General features: G+C 62.7%; 17 protein-coding genes, 1 other RNA gene and 1 pseudogene. 7 read left to right on the top strand and 12 right to left on the bottom strand.

Features of this window, described 5'->3' with window-relative positions; genetic code table 11:
- Positions 1 to 117: 117 nt before the first annotated feature.
- The 5 genes from X728_RS140020 to X728_RS140040 form a co-directional block, all read right to left on the bottom strand.
- Positions 118 to 303: a DUF2065 family protein gene (locus X728_RS140020; protein ID WP_023668333.1), complete on the bottom strand. Its 186-nt coding sequence runs from the start codon at positions 301 to 303 to the stop codon at positions 118 to 120.
- A 4-nt stretch (positions 304 to 307) separates the two neighbouring features.
- The gene (locus X728_RS140025; RefSeq protein ID WP_023668332.1) at positions 308 to 1,285 is read right to left on the bottom strand and encodes a protease modulator HflC; all 978 of its coding nucleotides are present in this window, start codon (positions 1,283 to 1,285) and stop codon (positions 308 to 310) included.
- Positions 1,285 to 2,394, bottom strand: coding sequence for an FtsH protease activity modulator HflK (gene hflK, locus X728_RS140030; protein ID WP_023682090.1), 1,110 nt, complete (start codon positions 2,392 to 2,394; stop codon positions 1,285 to 1,287). Before hflK ends, X728_RS140025 begins: the two co-directional genes overlap by 1 nt.
- 145 nt (positions 2,395 to 2,539) lie before the next feature.
- A complete protein-coding gene (locus X728_RS140035) occupies positions 2,540 to 3,058 on the bottom strand; it encodes a dihydrofolate reductase (protein ID WP_023667408.1) in 519 nt (172 codons plus the stop codon).
- On the bottom strand, positions 3,058 to 4,080 hold the full coding sequence (locus tag X728_RS140040; RefSeq protein WP_023832886.1) for a DUF4424 domain-containing protein: 1,023 nt from the start codon (positions 4,078 to 4,080) through the stop codon (positions 3,058 to 3,060). The genes X728_RS140035 and X728_RS140040 overlap by 1 nt, the downstream gene beginning before the upstream one ends.
- A 147-nt stretch (positions 4,081 to 4,227) precedes the next feature.
- Here X728_RS140040 and cobF point away from each other — a divergent pair, with 147 nt between their 5' ends.
- Positions 4,228 to 5,001 carry a precorrin-6A synthase (deacetylating) gene (gene cobF / locus X728_RS140045; RefSeq protein WP_023725335.1) on the top strand — a complete coding sequence of 258 codons (774 nt, stop codon included), beginning with the start codon at positions 4,228 to 4,230 and terminating at the stop codon, positions 4,999 to 5,001.
- 202 nt (positions 5,002 to 5,203) lie between these two features.
- On the opposite strand, the gene X728_RS140050 is transcribed toward cobF, so the two are convergent.
- The 4 genes from X728_RS140050 to modA form a co-directional block, all read right to left on the bottom strand.
- Positions 5,204 to 5,545 (bottom strand): winged helix-turn-helix domain-containing protein, encoded by a 342-nt coding sequence (locus tag X728_RS140050; RefSeq protein ID WP_023667411.1) that lies wholly within the window; start codon positions 5,543 to 5,545, stop codon positions 5,204 to 5,206.
- A gap of 69 nt (positions 5,546 to 5,614) precedes the next feature.
- Entirely contained in the window at positions 5,615 to 6,727 is a 1,113-nt protein-coding gene (gene modC, locus X728_RS140055; RefSeq protein WP_023725336.1) for a molybdenum ABC transporter ATP-binding protein, read from the bottom strand.
- On the bottom strand, positions 6,724 to 7,428 hold the full coding sequence (gene modB / locus X728_RS140060) for a molybdate ABC transporter permease subunit (RefSeq protein WP_023667413.1): 705 nt from the start codon (positions 7,426 to 7,428) through the stop codon (positions 6,724 to 6,726). Before modB ends, modC begins: the two co-directional genes overlap by 4 nt.
- Positions 7,429 to 7,443: 15 nt before the next feature.
- A complete protein-coding gene (gene modA, locus X728_RS140065; protein WP_155924036.1) occupies positions 7,444 to 8,238 on the bottom strand; it encodes a molybdate ABC transporter substrate-binding protein in 795 nt (264 codons plus the stop codon).
- Positions 8,239 to 8,397: 159 nt separating this feature from the next.
- Between modA and X728_RS140070 the strand changes: the two are divergent.
- A pseudogene (locus X728_RS140070) lies at positions 8,398 to 8,595 on the top strand (TOBE domain-containing protein).
- Between the two features lie 28 nt (positions 8,596 to 8,623).
- Here the strand turns inward: X728_RS140070 and X728_RS140075 are convergent.
- On the bottom strand, positions 8,624 to 9,418 hold the full coding sequence (locus tag X728_RS140075; RefSeq protein WP_023832883.1) for a thymidylate synthase: 795 nt from the start codon (positions 9,416 to 9,418) through the stop codon (positions 8,624 to 8,626).
- 340 nt (positions 9,419 to 9,758) lie between these two features.
- Positions 9,759 to 10,070: a DUF2853 family protein gene (locus X728_RS140080; RefSeq protein WP_023668323.1), complete on the bottom strand. Its 312-nt coding sequence runs from the start codon at positions 10,068 to 10,070 to the stop codon at positions 9,759 to 9,761.
- 168 nt (positions 10,071 to 10,238) lie between these two features.
- Here X728_RS140080 and ssrA point away from each other — a divergent pair.
- Positions 10,239 to 10,597: a transfer-messenger RNA gene (gene ssrA / locus X728_RS1000000169585) on the top strand.
- A 212-nt stretch (positions 10,598 to 10,809) separates the two neighbouring features.
- Here the strand turns inward: ssrA and X728_RS140085 are convergent.
- Complete coding sequence (locus X728_RS140085) at positions 10,810 to 12,015, bottom strand: multidrug effflux MFS transporter (RefSeq protein ID WP_023712465.1); 1,206 nt, start codon at positions 12,013 to 12,015, stop codon at positions 10,810 to 10,812.
- Between the two features lie 187 nt (positions 12,016 to 12,202).
- On the opposite strand from X728_RS140085, the gene X728_RS140090 reads away from it, so the two are divergent.
- The 4 genes from X728_RS140090 (at position 12,203) to X728_RS140105 (ending at position 14,010) form a co-directional block, all read left to right on the top strand.
- Entirely contained in the window at positions 12,203 to 12,886 is a 684-nt protein-coding gene (locus X728_RS140090) for a TetR/AcrR family transcriptional regulator (RefSeq protein WP_023832881.1), read from the top strand.
- Positions 12,887 to 13,016: 130 nt separating this feature from the next.
- Positions 13,017 to 13,562: an SspB family protein gene (locus tag X728_RS140095; protein ID WP_023667419.1), complete on the top strand. Its 546-nt coding sequence runs from the start codon at positions 13,017 to 13,019 to the stop codon at positions 13,560 to 13,562.
- 18 nt (positions 13,563 to 13,580) lie between these two features.
- The gene (locus tag X728_RS140100; protein ID WP_023667420.1) at positions 13,581 to 13,775 is read left to right on the top strand and encodes a DUF4169 family protein; all 195 of its coding nucleotides are present in this window, start codon (positions 13,581 to 13,583) and stop codon (positions 13,773 to 13,775) included.
- Positions 13,776 to 13,788: 13 nt separating this feature from the next.
- Positions 13,789 to 14,010 carry a ribbon-helix-helix domain-containing protein gene (locus tag X728_RS140105; protein ID WP_023668319.1) on the top strand — a complete coding sequence of 74 codons (222 nt, stop codon included), beginning with the start codon at positions 13,789 to 13,791 and terminating at the stop codon, positions 14,008 to 14,010.

The following is a 14,010-nucleotide window of genomic DNA, read 5'->3' as shown; positions in this document are numbered from 1 at the left end:
ACACCTTAGAACGGTTCGCCGTTTCGCGGAAACGGCGAACCGTTCGATCCCTTTGCTTTTACGCAATTCCGGACGGAAAACCGCTCACACTTTCCTGGAATTGCAGATCAGCGGTCCTCAGCCACGCACCAACCAGACGATGCCGACGCCGATGGCGATCGCCACTAGCCCGACGATGCGCAGCGCAATTTCCGGCGTCGACAGCACTTCGCCGGCAAGACGTTTGGCAAGGCCGGGAAAGCCGCCATAGACCAGACCCTCGACGACGAGGACCAGGCCTATGGCCGCAAGGAAATCCTGCACCGCCCTACTGGGCGGGTGCAGGTTGTGCAGCCGGCGCGGCAGGTGCCGTCGCCGGCGCGGCAGGTGCCGTCGCCGGAGCCGCAGGTGTCGCCGGCTTCGCGTCCGTACCGTCCGGATTGCGGAAGAAGCGGAAGAACTCCGAGTTCGGCGAAAGCACCATCGTCGTCCCGGAGTTGTCCAGCGCCGTGCCATAGGCATTCATCGACCGGTAGAAGTCGAAGAACGCCGGATCGCGTTTGTAGGCGTCGGCAAAGGTCGCACTGCGCTGGGCTTCACCTTCACCACGCAGGATTTCCGATTCCTTGCGCGCCTCGGCGACGATTTCCACCACTTCGCGGTCGGCGCGGGCGGTGATGCGCTGCGCGGCCTCCTTGCCGCGCGCTCTCAGCCGTTCGGCCTCGGCCAAACGTTCGGCCTTCATGCGGTCGAAGGTCTGCTGCGAAACCTCAGCCGTCAGATCGGTTCGGCGGATGCGCACATCCTCGATCTGCAGGCCGAGCGAGGTGGCGTCGGGCCGCAGCTGATCGCGCACTTCGCGCATCATCACGGCCCGCTCTTCCGAGAGCGCCGCCTCGAAGTCGCGCAGACCGTAGACACGGCGCAGCGCCGCATCGAGACGCGTCCTCAGTCGTGCTTCGGCCAGTGTGATCTGACCGGACACCGCGGAGCGGAACACCCGCGGATCCGAGATGCGGTACGCGATGAAAGCGTCGACCTCATAGAACTTGCCGCCCGAAACCTGGACGCGGATGTTATCGAGATCGAAGCGCAGCACCCTGTTTTCGATCAATTGCACGCTGTCGGCGTCGAAGAAGGCGAAAGGCGCCTTGAAATAGATGCCGGGTTCATTCTTCACGTCGACGATCTCGCCGAACCGCAGCACGAGCGCCTGCTGGCGCGCGTTGACCACGAAGACCGAGGAGTAGAGCAGGAACAGAAGCACGGCCGCGATGACCGCGATGATGGGAAGACGATTGGCCATCACTGGGCTCCTCCCGTGGTCGCAGGCGGCGGCGCCTTCGGCTGCAGTGCCGGCAGCGGCAGATAGGGAACGACCCCTTGCCCATTGCCCTGTTCGACGATGACCTTGTTGGAATCCTTCAGCACCTTCTCCATCGTTTCCAGATAAAGCCGCCGGCGCGTCACGTCGGGCGCCTTGGCGTATTCGTCATAGACCGAGATGAAGCGCTGCGCCTCACCTTCGGCTTCCTGGACGACACGGTTCTTGTAGGCTGCCGCGTCCTCGCGGATCTGCGCCGCGGCGCCACGCGCCTGGCCAAGCTTCTGGTTGGAATACTGGTTGGCCTGCTCGACGAACTTGTCTTCGTCCTGCTCGGCGCGCTGCACTTCGTCGAACGCGTCGGCCACTTCACGCGGCGGCGCCGCGTCCTCGATCGAAACCGCGTTGACATTCAGGCCGGCCTTGTAGCCGTCCAGCGTCGTCTGGATGATTTCACGCACCGACGCGGCGATGCCCTGACGGTCGTCGCGGAAGATGTCCTGGGCCGGTCGCCGGCCGACCGCTTCGCGCATGGCGCTCTCTGCGACCTGCTGCAGCATGCCTTCGGGATCGGAGACGTCGAACAGATAGGCCCGGGGATCGGAGACCTGATAGGCCACCGAAAACTGCACGTTGACGATGTTCTGGTCGCCGGTAAGCATCAGCCCCGACGAGTTGCCGCTCGTCGCGCCGCCACCACCGATATCGACGAGTTGTTCGGCGATGTTGGCCGTCTCGACGGTTTCGACCGGCCACCAATGGAAATGCAGACCCGGCTGCGACAGCTCCGCCTTCGGCTTGCCGAAGCGCAGCTCGACCGCAACCTCGTCGGGCTGCACGGTGTAGACCGCCTTGAACGCCCACAGCACGATCAGAGCCGCTGCGATCAGCGCAAAGACGGCCGGGCTGGCGCCGCCGCCACCGGGCAGCGCGCGCCGCAGCCGGTCCTGGCCGCGGCGGATGATGTCTTCGAGATCGGGAGGTGACCCCGGCGGGCCGCTAGGCCCCTTCGGTCCCTGCCCCCAGGGTCCCTGATTGTTGCCGCCGCCGCCCCATGGGCCGCCGCCGCCGCTCTTGTCGTTCCAGGGCATGAATGTCCTTTCGCTTGGGATTCCCTCAGCGCCGACGTTGCGGCGCAAAATCCAGTTGTTCTTCTATAGGGACGCAGCGATGCGCTTTCAACGCGATCCGCTGCCGAGCATGTCCGTTTTGGACGTTCGCGACCCTTTTATCGTCTCAATGCACGCCGCGGCGTCGCTCGTAAACCGAATAGCGCGTCGCATGGCTGTCCTTTTCACCGGCCGGAACGTCCTGAGCGCTGACAAGGCGCCACAAATCCGGATCGATGTCGGGAAAATGCGCGTCGCCATCGACCGCCGCCAGCACATGGGTGACGTGCAGCCGGTCTGCCAGCGGCAGCGCCTGCGCATAGATCTCGCCGCCGCCGATGATGCAGATTTCGTCGACGCCGGCCATGCAACGCCCGCGCACCGTGGCCAGCTGGATCGCTGCCTCCAGCGAGTGCGCCACCTCTATGCCCTCGGCGCGCCAAGCCTTGTCGCGGGTCACCACGATGTTTAATCGGCCCGGCAGCGGCCGGCCGATGCCTTCATAAGTCTTGCGGCCCATGATGACGGGCTTGCCCATCGTATCGGCCTTGAAGCGCTTGAGATCGGTGGACAGCCGCCACGGTAAGCCGCCGTCGCGCCCGATGACGCCGTTCTGCGCAATGGCGACATAGATCGCGACGTCCATCAGTTGGCTCCCCCGGCGCCGTCATCCGACGGCTCCAAAAGCAATATGTCGATGTTGTGCTCGGGATAGAGATCCTGCGCCGCCGTCTCGAAGGTCGTCGGCCCGACCTTCTTGACATTGTCGCCGCAAAACGAGATCAGCGCTTTCGGATTTCCCTTGTCGACGGTTAGCTTGAACTTGCCGATGCTGCCATTGGCCCAGTTGCCGCCGGTGGTCAGGATATAAGCGATACGGTTCTCGTAAAACTTGGGATAACCGTCCGGATCGTCCTTGGCCGCCTTGCGCACCGCATCCTCGAACGCGTCGTCCATGCAGAACCGGGTCTTGTAGCTTGTATATTGGCTGCCCTCGGAGAACTTGCCGTCATAGAAGAAACTGACCGATGACGTGCCGCCGACGCTCGGTTTGTAGCGGTGCGAGACATGGACATCCTTGTTGGCCGGAAATGTCGAGCGCCACCAATAGGTCGAGCGCAACTGCCACCACGGCGTATAGACCTTGTTCGCCTCGGTACCGTCGCTGCCCGTATCCTCGATGATGATGCCGCGGTTTTCCCAATCCTCGGCAACCGTTTTCGGCAGCTTCGCCAGGGCCGCCTTGGCCGCATCGCCGAACGGATTGAACGGCACGTTCTGCGCCTTCAGATCGGCGCCGATATCGATGCCGACAGCGAACACTTTCTGCTCGAGCTGCGGCTTTGCCGGCGCTCCGTCGATCGTCACCTCGAAGCCAAGGAAATTGTCGCTCTGGTTTTCCGGGATGGCCGGCATTTCCTCCGGATTGCCTTCGATGTCCGGCAGCGGAAAAGCGACGATGGCATTTACATCCTTGTCGGTGTTGTTGTGGAAGACGTAGTCGACCGTGATCTTTTCCGGCGAGATATAGAGATCCTCGCTTTGCATCGACACCGCGTCGCTACGCGACAGGATCAGGCCACCTGTGCCGAGTTCGGCGGTCGTATCATTGGCCAGCGCGGGCACGGCTAAAAGCGCCAGCGCTACGGACAGAACATATTGCAACATCGAAGCCCCTCGCCAAGAATGCCGCGACCCTAGCCGTTTCAATGTGGCGTTTCAAAGCCTTCCGTCTCCCAGCAGGACGCCACAGTGTCTGGACACGCCAATCGGCGGTCTGGACTAACAGGTTTCGATCGGGCAGGAGTTCGCGTCATGCGCAAGCTTCTCGTCATCGGCATCGGCGCCGGCAATCCCGACCATATGACCGTGCAGGCCATATCAGGCCTAAACCGGGCGGACGTCCTGTTTATCCCCGACAAGGGGGCGAAGAAGAACGACCTTGCCGAATTGCGCCGCCATATCTGCGACCGTTTCGTCAGCAATCCGAAATCGCGCCGCGTCGAGTTCGACGTGCCGGTGCGCGCCGAGCCGGCGCCTTCCTATCGCTCGACCGTCGATGACTGGCACGAGGCCATCGCCCAGATCTATGAGAGCCTGGTCCGCGACGAACTTGCCGAGGACGGCTGCGGCGCCTTCCTGATCTGGGGCGACCCCTCGCTCTATGACAGCGCGCTGCGCATTCTCAAGCGCGTACGGCTCAGAGGCAATGTCGCATTCGAATTGGAGGTCATTCCCGGCATCACCGCCGTCCAGGCGCTCGCCGCCGGCCACAAGATGGCGCTGAACCGCATCGGCGACCCCGTGCTGATCACCACCGGCCGCCGCCTCGCCGAACAAGGCATGCCGCACTATGCCGGCAGCGCCGTGGTCATGCTCGACGGCAAATGCGCCTTCAACACGCTGGCAGACAAGGATCTGATCATCCATTGGGGCGCCTATCTCGGCACACCGGACGAGATCATCGTTTTCGGTCGCCTGGGTGATGTCGGCGAGGAGATTGAGAGGACGAGAGAAGAAGCCCGGAAAAGAAAGGGCTGGATCATGGACACCTATCTGCTGCGTAAAGCAGGAGAGCCCGAGGAATAGCGCGCTCAAAGGTCGAGTTCCTTCGCGCCCCCCTCTGTCCTGCCGGACATCTCCCCCTCTAGTGGGGAGATTGGCCGTCACGGAGGATTTCGCCAATCGCCTAACAGATTAGCGCCCGTCTACGGGCTAGCTGGTCTCCCCCCTTGCGGGGGAGATGTCCGGCAGGACAGAGGGGGGTGTGACGGATCGCAAGCTTCAACCCTCACCCAGCATCGATCTCCGCCTGCAAGGCGTCCATATGCGTGGCCGCCGCTGCCGCCGCAGCGCGCTCGATAGCGCGAAAACGGCTGACAACTGCAAGGCCAACTGAGGTCAGCTGTGCGCCGCCGCCCTTTTTGCCGCCGGTCTGCGCCGCGACCAGTGGCTTGCCGAACACACGGTTCATATCTTCCACCAGATCCCAGGCGTGCTTGTAGGACATCTCCATGCCGCGTGCCGCAGCCGAGATCGAGCCGAAAGTGGCGATCTGCTCCAGCAATTCGATCTTGCCCGGACCTATGCGCCCGTCCGGATCGAGATTTATCCGCAGGCTCAGCGACGGCATCTCTTGTCCTCCACAGTCACACTAGCCCCTCTCGACCCATAGCGCTATTCCAAAACGATATAGCGGTTATCAGCCATCCGCTTCGGCCGGCAGCCCGGCGCCGGTGTTGGCACGGTCGAAACTGACCGTCTTGATCACCGCGAAGACCTTGCCGCCGAGTTGAAGGTTCAGTACCTGCCTGGATTGTTCGGTAATGCGCGCAAGCACGGTTGCGCCATTGCAGTCGATGCCGATTTCGACCGTCGGCCCCTCGCCCGAGCCGATTGTGACGATGGCGCCCGGCAGGATGTTGAGCGCACTGAGACCTTTCGGCTGTTCGGTGGCGATCATCACGTCGCGGGCGCGGATTCGGATGCGCACAGGCGCGCCGACCGAGACCGCCAGAAGCGGCACCCGGATTTCGCCCGCCGCCGAGCCGAGCACGGTCATCCCGAAGATCTCATCATGGCGCAGCACCTTGGTGTCGAGAACCGCGCCGCCCTCGCCGCGTTCCTCCGCCGGCAGCAATTCGAGCCGTTGCATGATCGCGCCGGTCGGGCCTGAGGCAGCGACCTTGCCTTGCGCCATCACCACCACGTCGCTGGCCAGCCGCGCCACCTCGGCGACGGAGTGGCTGACATATACGATGGGCAGCTTGGTCTCGTCGCGCAGCCGCTCGATATAGGGCAGGATCTCGGCTTTGCGCGCATCGTCGAGCGAGGCCAGCGGCTCGTCCATCAACAGCAGTTTCGGGCTGGCAAGCAGCGCCCGGCCGATCGCCACGCGCTGCTTTTCGCCGCCCGAGAGCTTTGCCGGTCGCCGGTCGAGCAGAGGACCGATGCCGAGCAGTTCGACGACCGCGTCGATATCCGCATAGCGCTCCGCCGGTGGCGTGAACCAGCGGCCATAGCGCAGATTGCCGGCCACGCTCATATGCGGAAACAGCCGCGCGTCCTGGAACACCATGCCGATCCGGCGCTTGTGCTTCGGCACGAAAATGCCGGCATCGGTGTCGACCAGCACGCGGCCATCGACCGCGATACGCCCTTTGTCCGGTCGGATCAGGCCGGCGATCACGTTGATCAGCGTCGTCTTGCCGGAGCCCGATGGCCCGAACAGCGCCGTCAGCCGCCCGGCGCTTTCGAAACGCGCGTCGACGGCGAAACCGCCGAGCCGATGGCTGATGTCCACCAGCACGCTCATTCGATGTCCATCCGCCGGCCGACGCGCCGCGCCAGCACTTCCGAGGCGACCAATGCGGCCATCGAGATGACGATGGAGATCAGCGTCAGCCTGAGCGCCCCGTCATCGCCGCCAGGCACCTGCGTGAAGGTGTAGATCGCCGAAGGCAGCGTCTGCGTCTCGTTGGGAATGTTGGAGACGAAGGTGATCGTGGCGCCGAACTCGCCCATCGCCTTGGCGAAGGACAGGATCGAGCCGGCGATCAGCCCGGGCAGGATCAGCGGCAGCGTGATGGTGGCGAAGACCCAAATCGGGTTGGCGCCGAGCGTTCCCGCCGCTGCCTCCATTTTGCGGTCGACCGCCTCGATCGACAGCCGGATCGCCCGCACCATCAGGGGAAAGCCCATGATACCGCAGGCCAGTGCGGCGCCGGTCCAGCGAAACGAGAAGACGATGCCGAAATGCTCGGCCAGGAACGCTCCCGCCGGCCCGCGCCGGCCGAAGGTAAGCAGCAAGAGATAACCTGTCACCACCGGCGGCAGGATCAATGGCAGGTGAACCACACCGTTGAGCAGCGTCTTGCCCCAGAATTTTCCGCGGGCCAGCAAAAGCGCCATCAAGATGCCCGGCGGCAGGCTGAACAGCATCGCCACCGTTGCCACCTTGATCGACAGCCGGACCGCATTCCATTCGTCGGGAGTGAGGTCCAGCAGCCAGTTCATGCGTCAGCCGCTACCTTAATTGCTCGGCGTGAGCACGGTGAAACCCTGATCCCTAAACAGCTCCACCGCCTTGGAGGACTGCAGGCACTTCAGGAAAGCCGGGGTATCCTTGTCCTTCGAATCGGTGGTCTGGGCAACCGGATAGATGATCGGCGGGTGCGAATCCTCCGGGAAGGTGCCGACCACCTTGACTCCCTTGTCGGCATGCGCGTCGGTGGCATAGACGATGCCGAGCGCGGCCTCGCCCGTTGAAACCAGCTTCAGCGCGGCGCGCACATTCTCGGCCTGCGCCACCTTGCCTTCGACCGACGACCAGATGCCGAGCGATTCAAGTGCCGCCTTGCCATACTTGCCGGCCGGCACTGCCTTGACGTCGCCCATGGCGAGCTTGCCGTCGCTGATCAGCTTGGCGAGGTCGAAGCCTTTCTCGATCCTGGTTTCGACCTTGGAATCCTTCGGCGCCACCAGCACGATCTGGTTGCCGAGCAGTTTCACCTCGGTGTCCGGCTTGGTCAGTTTCTTGTCGGAGAGATATTTCATCCAGTCGAGGTCGGCCGAGATGAACACATCGGCGGGCGCCCCGAGTTCGATCTGCTTGGCCAGCGCCGAGCTCGCGGCGTAGGAGACGGTCGCCGCTTCACCGACATCGGCTTCGCAGGCCTTGGTGACGGCGTCGAGCCCGTCCTTGAGGCTGGCTGCGGCAAACACGATCACCTTGTCTCCCGCGTGAGCCGCCGGCATCGCGGCCATCAGAGCTGCGGCAAAGCCGCCAATCGCGATTGCCCTCATACCAAAACCTTTGTGCCCCAACATGAAAACTCTCCCTGGGCTTGAAATCTGCTGGCTCGACTCCTGCCGACCGATATATCTGGATGAATATAACTAGGGAAGGCCGCCTCCTGCGAAAGCGTATGTTCGGCATCGATTGTTCTGGTTTGGACGTGCACCGAAACCCGGAAAGGAACTCCGATGAAGATCAGCGCCCGCAACATCCTCAAGGGAACGATCGTCGAGATCGTCGAAGCACCTCGCCTGTCCGCATCGATGTCGCCGGCTCCGTCGTCACGCTTCGATCACCAACGAGGCCGTTGCCGATCTCAAGCTCGAAAAAGGCAAGCAGCCTATGCCATGATCAAGGCAACCGACGTCATGGTCGACATCGATTGAGGGTCGGAATTGATTGACGGTGGACGGATCAGACCGCGATCGGCGCCTTGATCGACGCGTCGGCAAAATAGTTTTCCAGCCGGAAATCCTCGAAGCGGAAGGCGAACAGGTCCTTCACCTCCGGATTGATCCACAGCGTCGGCAGCGCCTTGGGTGTGCGCCGCAATTGCTCGCGCGCCTGCTCGAAATGGTTGGAATAGAGATGCGCATCGCCCAGCGTATGGACGAACTCGCCGGGCTTCAGCCCGGTCACCTGCGCCACCATCAGGGTCAGCAGCGCGTAGGAAGCGATGTTGAAGGGTACGCCGAGAAAAATGTCGGCCGAGCGCTGGTAGAGCTGGCAGGACAGCTTGCCGTCCGAGACGTAGAACTGGAACAGGCAGTGGCAGGGCGGCAGCGCCATCGCCTCCACTTCGGCCGGGTTCCACGCCGAAACGATCAGCCGGCGTGAATTCGGATTCCTGCGTATCTCCTTCAGAACATTGGCAATCTGGTCGATCGACCGGCCATGGCCATCCGGCCAGGAGCGCCACTGCTTGCCATAGACCGGGCCGAGATCGCCATTCTCGTCGGCCCATTCGTCCCAGATCGAAACGCCATGATCTCTAAGGTATTTGATGTTGGTGTCGCCGGCCAGGAACCACAGGAGTTCATGGATGATCGACTTCAGATGCAGCTTCTTGGTGGTGGTGACGGGAAAGCCGCGCGACAGGTCGAAGCGCATCTGGTACCCGAACACCCCACGCGTGCCGGTGCCCGTGCGGTCGCCACGGTCGGCGCCATTGTCCAGCACATGCTGCAAAAGGTCGAGATACTGGCGCATCGGCTTCGCCTCGATTCGGGGTTACCGTCATCATAACCGACTGGCCGCCGGCCGAACACAGCAAAAGGGACCAGAACGCGGCTTGCCCCATCTCTCAAGAGGTGGCGCTGCCCCTCACCTGCCTGCCGTCATCCTCTCCTCGTATAGGGACGGGGAGAGGGGCGCTGTCATCAGCGGTTTCGCCAATCACAAGCTTGTTCGAGAGAGAGAGCCAAGGCTGCGGTCAGCCCTTTCTCCCCGTCACTATACGGGGAGAAATGCCCGGCAGGGCAATGAGGGGTGGTGCTGACCTCCGGTGAGGAGCAAATCAAACGCGCGCTCTGCCTATCGGCAATAATCTCTACAAAGAGCCGAGCTTGCCCAGATCCTTGGCGACCAGATAGTAGAAAGTCACGCGGCTCTTGGAGCTGTCGGCGGCCAACGCCTTGCAGGTCTTCTCGATCGCTGAGTCGGCTTTCGCCCCGTCGGTCACGCCGAGTTTCTTGGCAACCCAGTTGGTCTTGACGCGCTCCAATTCCTTGGGGTCGGTGCAGGATACCAGCGAGGAATCGCGGTTGCGCAGCGCGATGCCCAGATGCTTCACAATCTTGGCAACCACATCGGCATTTGCGGCGGCGTCGTATTTCTTCACGTCTGCGAGATAATCGGCCATCAAATTTCCCCATGTCGGCGCCACGGGATCCGATCGATGAGGGCTGTGGCGCGCTGCCGCAACTTGTGCGCTCGGTCGATACTCCTCACCATCGCAAAGCTTCGGTTGAGACCGCGCGCGAGTCAACCCTCGGCGCCGCAGTTTGGTGCGGCCAAGAAGTGTCATTGCGGCCTTTCATTTTGTGCGCCCGCCCCCTATATTCGTTTTGTCGGCTTGACCGACTATGGCGATAAATGGGCGATGTAATAAGCCGTTCGGACCCGGGGGCGGTACCCGGCGCCTCCACCAAGAACCGCTCTGTGATCAGAGCGGCTGTTGCTGGGGGCGAAATAGGATCGACGAAGGTGTAAAGATCGTACTTTTGCCCGGCATGGTACCACCGTCATCGGGCTAAACCTGTAGTTGCAAATGACAACTATGCGGAAGCACGTCTCGCCGCGTAAGCGGTGCGATAGCTTCAAATCAAGCCCTAGAGGTTCGCACTTCTAGGCGGGGTTCGGAGGTACCTGGCAACAGAAACCTCCACTTCTCCCCTCCTCGATATCGTACGCTCAATGCCGGCTGCCGCTGGCCGGATTTCGCATGACGATGGGCCGCGAAGCCTACACCAAATTGAGCCATGAGCTGGTGCAATTTGCCGCTGGCGTCGGTCGAAGGCCGTGGTTCTGGCCGGGGCCGGATTACCCCAGACGTGAAAAAGGCCGGGATGACCCGGCCTTTCCGGTCGATTGCGGTCAGCTTACTCGGCCGGCGCTTCAACGGCTTCGCGCGAGCGGCCAAGCGTCAGTTTGGCCAGCGTGAACGAGATCACCGCGCAGAGCGTGATGCCGGCCACCATGGGCAGCGGGGTGCCGTCGAAGAAGATGCCGGCGACGCCCATCGCCAGCGCACCGATGGCGAAGTGCAGCGTGCCCATCAGCGCCGAGGCCGTGCCCGCGATCTCGCCATGCTCTTCCATGGCCAGCACCGACGTCGTCGGGATGACCAGGCCAAGGAAGCCGTAGCCGACGAACAGCAGTGCCGCCATAACATCGAGCCGGTCGACGCCGGTCGCCATGACTGCGAACAGCACAACCATCGTCGTGGCATAGCCGGTTACCGCCACCCAGACGACGCGCTTCAGCCCGAAGCGCTCCGACAGCATCCCCGTCAGTTGCGACATGCCGATGAAGGCCACCGCATTGATCGAGAAGAACACGCTGTAGACGGAAGGCGACAGCCCGTAATGGTCGATCAGGATGAAGGACGAACTCGAGAGGTAGACGAAGAAGCTGGCGATGCCGAAGCCGGCGATCGCCACCAGGCCGAGGAAATTGCGGTCACCCATGAGGAAGCGATAGCCGGCGAGTGCGGTTCCGAAGGAGGAACCGACGCGTTCTTCCGCCGGCCGCGTCTCCTTCAGCGAGGTCGCCAGCAGAATGGTGGCCAGCAGGGCCGCGCCCGTCACCGTCCAGAACACGGCGCGCCAGCCGAGATTCTCGATGATCTGGCTGCCGGTCAGCGGCGCCAGGATCGGCGACACCGAAAACACCAGCATCAGCAGCGACATCAGCTTGGCGGCCTCGGTGCCGGTGTGCAGGTCGCGCACGATGGCGCGCGGCACCGCCATGCCGGCGCTGGCGCCCAGTCCCTGCAGGAAGCGGAAGGCGATCAGCCATTCGATGGTCGGGCTCATGGCCGAACCGATACCGCCGACCATGAACAGCGCAAGGCCGCCGTAAAGCGGCAGCTTGCGGCCGACCATGTCGGAGATCGGTCCGACGACGATCTGGCCGAAGCCCATCGACAGGAAGAAGATCAAAAGGCTCATCTGAACGGCGGCGGTGCCGGCATGCAGATCCTCGCCGATCGAAGGCAACGCCGGCAGATACATGTCGATAGCGAAGGGGCCGATAGCGGACAACAGGCCGAGCACGACCGCGATGCGGAGGAATTTGGGACTCATGATAAAGGCTTCTTTCAAGTCTGGTTGGCGCCGCCAACGCGACGACTAACCCTAGGACGTTCCATCCCGTTGAAATCCGACGGCTCAGAGCGAGATTATTCGTCTCTACGGAGCGAATTCCCATTTATTGTGTCCACAAATTTAGACAGCCTTGTCTAATTCGTCAATCACCTCTATATAGATTTCTATGAAGCTTGCCGTTTCTCCTGACATTTTCTCGCCACGCGGCCACGAGGCCAAGCGTATGTCGATTATCGATGCGGCGGCTTCGGTCTTCTGCCGGGAAGGCTTTGCCGGCGCCAATATCGACCTGATCGCGGTGGAGGCGGGCGTGTCGCGCCAGACCATCTACAATCACCACCGCGACAAGGAAAGGCTCTTCATGGCTGTGGTGCGGGATCTGACGGAGCGCTGCAATGCCGGCATCTTCGCCACCTTCGCCTCTTTCCCAGACCAGCCGAAGGATCTGGAAGCCGACCTGATCGGCTTTGCCGTGCGCCTGAATCAGAACTGCATCTGCAACCGCGACGGACGCTTCCTGCGCAAGCTGATCCAGACCGAAGGCGAGCGCTATCCCGAGCTCTTCGCAGAATGGCGCGACCAGGGGCCGGGCCGGACCTGGCCCGCACTTGCCGCCCGTTTTGCCCGCCTCGCCCATGCCGGCCATCTCGCGGTCGACGATCCCGATGTCGCCGCGCGCCAGTTCCTGGCGCTAGCCAACGCCGAACTGCAGACCACCTTCATGCTAGGCGGCATGCCGTCGGAAGACGAAGTGTTGCAATCCGCCACCCACGGCGTGCGCACCTTCCTGCGCGCTTTTGGCAAGCGCAGATCCGCGGCAGCGGTGGAAAAACAGCTGGCCAGCGCCTGAACGTCAAAGCCGGCGATCAAATCGTTCGTCACGGGCTTCGCTTCGGCGCATCAGCGATCTATATCCGGTTTACGCCGCGCTCAAGCTTGATTACAGCTATGCGGACGATTCAACGGAACCCGACCAGCACATGGCCGACGACCACATCCGCTACGACATTCTGGCCCAGGAGGCATTGCGCGGCGTCATGCGCAAGGTCCTGGCCGAAGTCGCGCGCACCGGCCTTCCCGGCAATCATCATTTCTTCATCACATTCCTGACCGGCGCGCCGGGCGTGCGGGTGTCCTCCAGGCTGCGCGAGCGCTATCCCGAACAGATGACCATCGTCATCCAGTTCCAGTATTGGGACCTCAAGGTGACCGATACCGGCTTCGAGGTCGGGCTGTCCTTCTCCGACGTGCCGGAGAAGCTGGAAATCCCGTTCTCGGCCGTACGCGGCTTCTACGACCCATCGGTCAATTTCGAACTCGAATTCGACGTCAAGACCGACGTCCCGGCGGAAGACGATGCAGCCGCCCAGCCGGCTGCCGAGCCTTTGGCTATCGTCTCCGAGAAAAAGCCAAAGGCCGAGAAGAAGGCAGCTGCCACTGAGGCGGAGAAAAAGCCCGCCGTGGCCGATGCCGCCGCCGGCAAGGGCGCCGACGTCGTGTCGCTCGACGCCTTCCGCAAGAAGTAGCGGGACGGTCGGCGCGACATGGGCGAAATCGTCAACCTTCGCCAGGTCCGCAAGCAGAAGGCGCGCACCGAAAAGGAAAAGCTCGCCGGCGAGAACCGCGCTCTGCACGGCCGTTCCAAAGCCGAAAGAACTCGTGACCGTCTGACATCGGACAAGGCCGAAAAATTCGTCGCCGGCCACCGCCGCGAACGCCCGGAAGACCAGGGCGATTGATGGACCGCCTGCGGTGAGCCCGGTCGAAAAACGCTCCGTGACCATCCGCGGCCATCGCACCAGCTATTCCCTCGAAAAACCCTTTTATGACGATCTCGTCGCCATCGCCGCCGCGCGCAAGCTGACCCTTGCTGCCCTGGTCGCGGAGATCGACGAGACAAGACCGCGCGATGCCAATCTGTCCTCGGCGCTCAGGCTCCACGTGCTGGACTGGGCCAAGCGCGGCGCGGTCTGA

Source organism: Mesorhizobium sp. L103C119B0, from assembly GCF_000502235.1.
GTDB lineage: Bacteria > Pseudomonadota > Alphaproteobacteria > Rhizobiales > Rhizobiaceae > Mesorhizobium.
Note: the sequence above shows the minus strand (reverse complement) of the source record. Positions and strands in the feature narration are given on the sequence as shown.

Bases quoted from the DNA above. Each gene is read 5' to 3' on its own strand.
- X728_RS140025 (WP_023668332.1), bottom strand. From the start codon at position 1,285: ATGGCCAATCGTCTTCCCATCATCGCGGTCATCGCGGCCGTGCTTCTG.
- hflK (WP_023682090.1), bottom strand. From the start codon at position 2,394: ATGCCCTGGAACGACAAGAGCGGCGGCGGCGGCCCATGGGGCGGCGGC.
- X728_RS140035 (WP_023667408.1), bottom strand. From the start codon at position 3,058: ATGGACGTCGCGATCTATGTCGCCATTGCGCAGAACGGCGTCATCGGG.
- X728_RS140040 (WP_023832886.1), bottom strand. From the start codon at position 4,080: ATGTTGCAATATGTTCTGTCCGTAGCGCTGGCGCTTTTAGCCGTGCCC.
- cobF (WP_023725335.1), top strand. From the start codon at position 4,228: ATGCGCAAGCTTCTCGTCATCGGCATCGGCGCCGGCAATCCCGACCAT.
- X728_RS140050 (WP_023667411.1), bottom strand. From the start codon at position 5,545: ATGCCGTCGCTGAGCCTGCGGATAAATCTCGATCCGGACGGGCGCATA.
- modC (WP_023725336.1), bottom strand. From the start codon at position 6,727: ATGAGCGTGCTGGTGGACATCAGCCATCGGCTCGGCGGTTTCGCCGTC.
- modB (WP_023667413.1), bottom strand. From the start codon at position 7,428: ATGAACTGGCTGCTGGACCTCACTCCCGACGAATGGAATGCGGTCCGG.
- X728_RS140075 (WP_023832883.1), bottom strand. From the start codon at position 9,418: ATGCGCCAGTATCTCGACCTTTTGCAGCATGTGCTGGACAATGGCGCC.
- X728_RS140080 (WP_023668323.1), bottom strand. From the start codon at position 10,070: ATGGCCGATTATCTCGCAGACGTGAAGAAATACGACGCCGCCGCAAAT.
- X728_RS140085 (WP_023712465.1), bottom strand. From the start codon at position 12,015: ATGAGTCCCAAATTCCTCCGCATCGCGGTCGTGCTCGGCCTGTTGTCC.
- X728_RS140090 (WP_023832881.1), top strand. From the start codon at position 12,203: ATGAAGCTTGCCGTTTCTCCTGACATTTTCTCGCCACGCGGCCACGAG.
- X728_RS140095 (WP_023667419.1), top strand. From the start codon at position 13,017: ATGGCCGACGACCACATCCGCTACGACATTCTGGCCCAGGAGGCATTG.
- X728_RS140100 (WP_023667420.1), top strand. From the start codon at position 13,581: ATGGGCGAAATCGTCAACCTTCGCCAGGTCCGCAAGCAGAAGGCGCGC.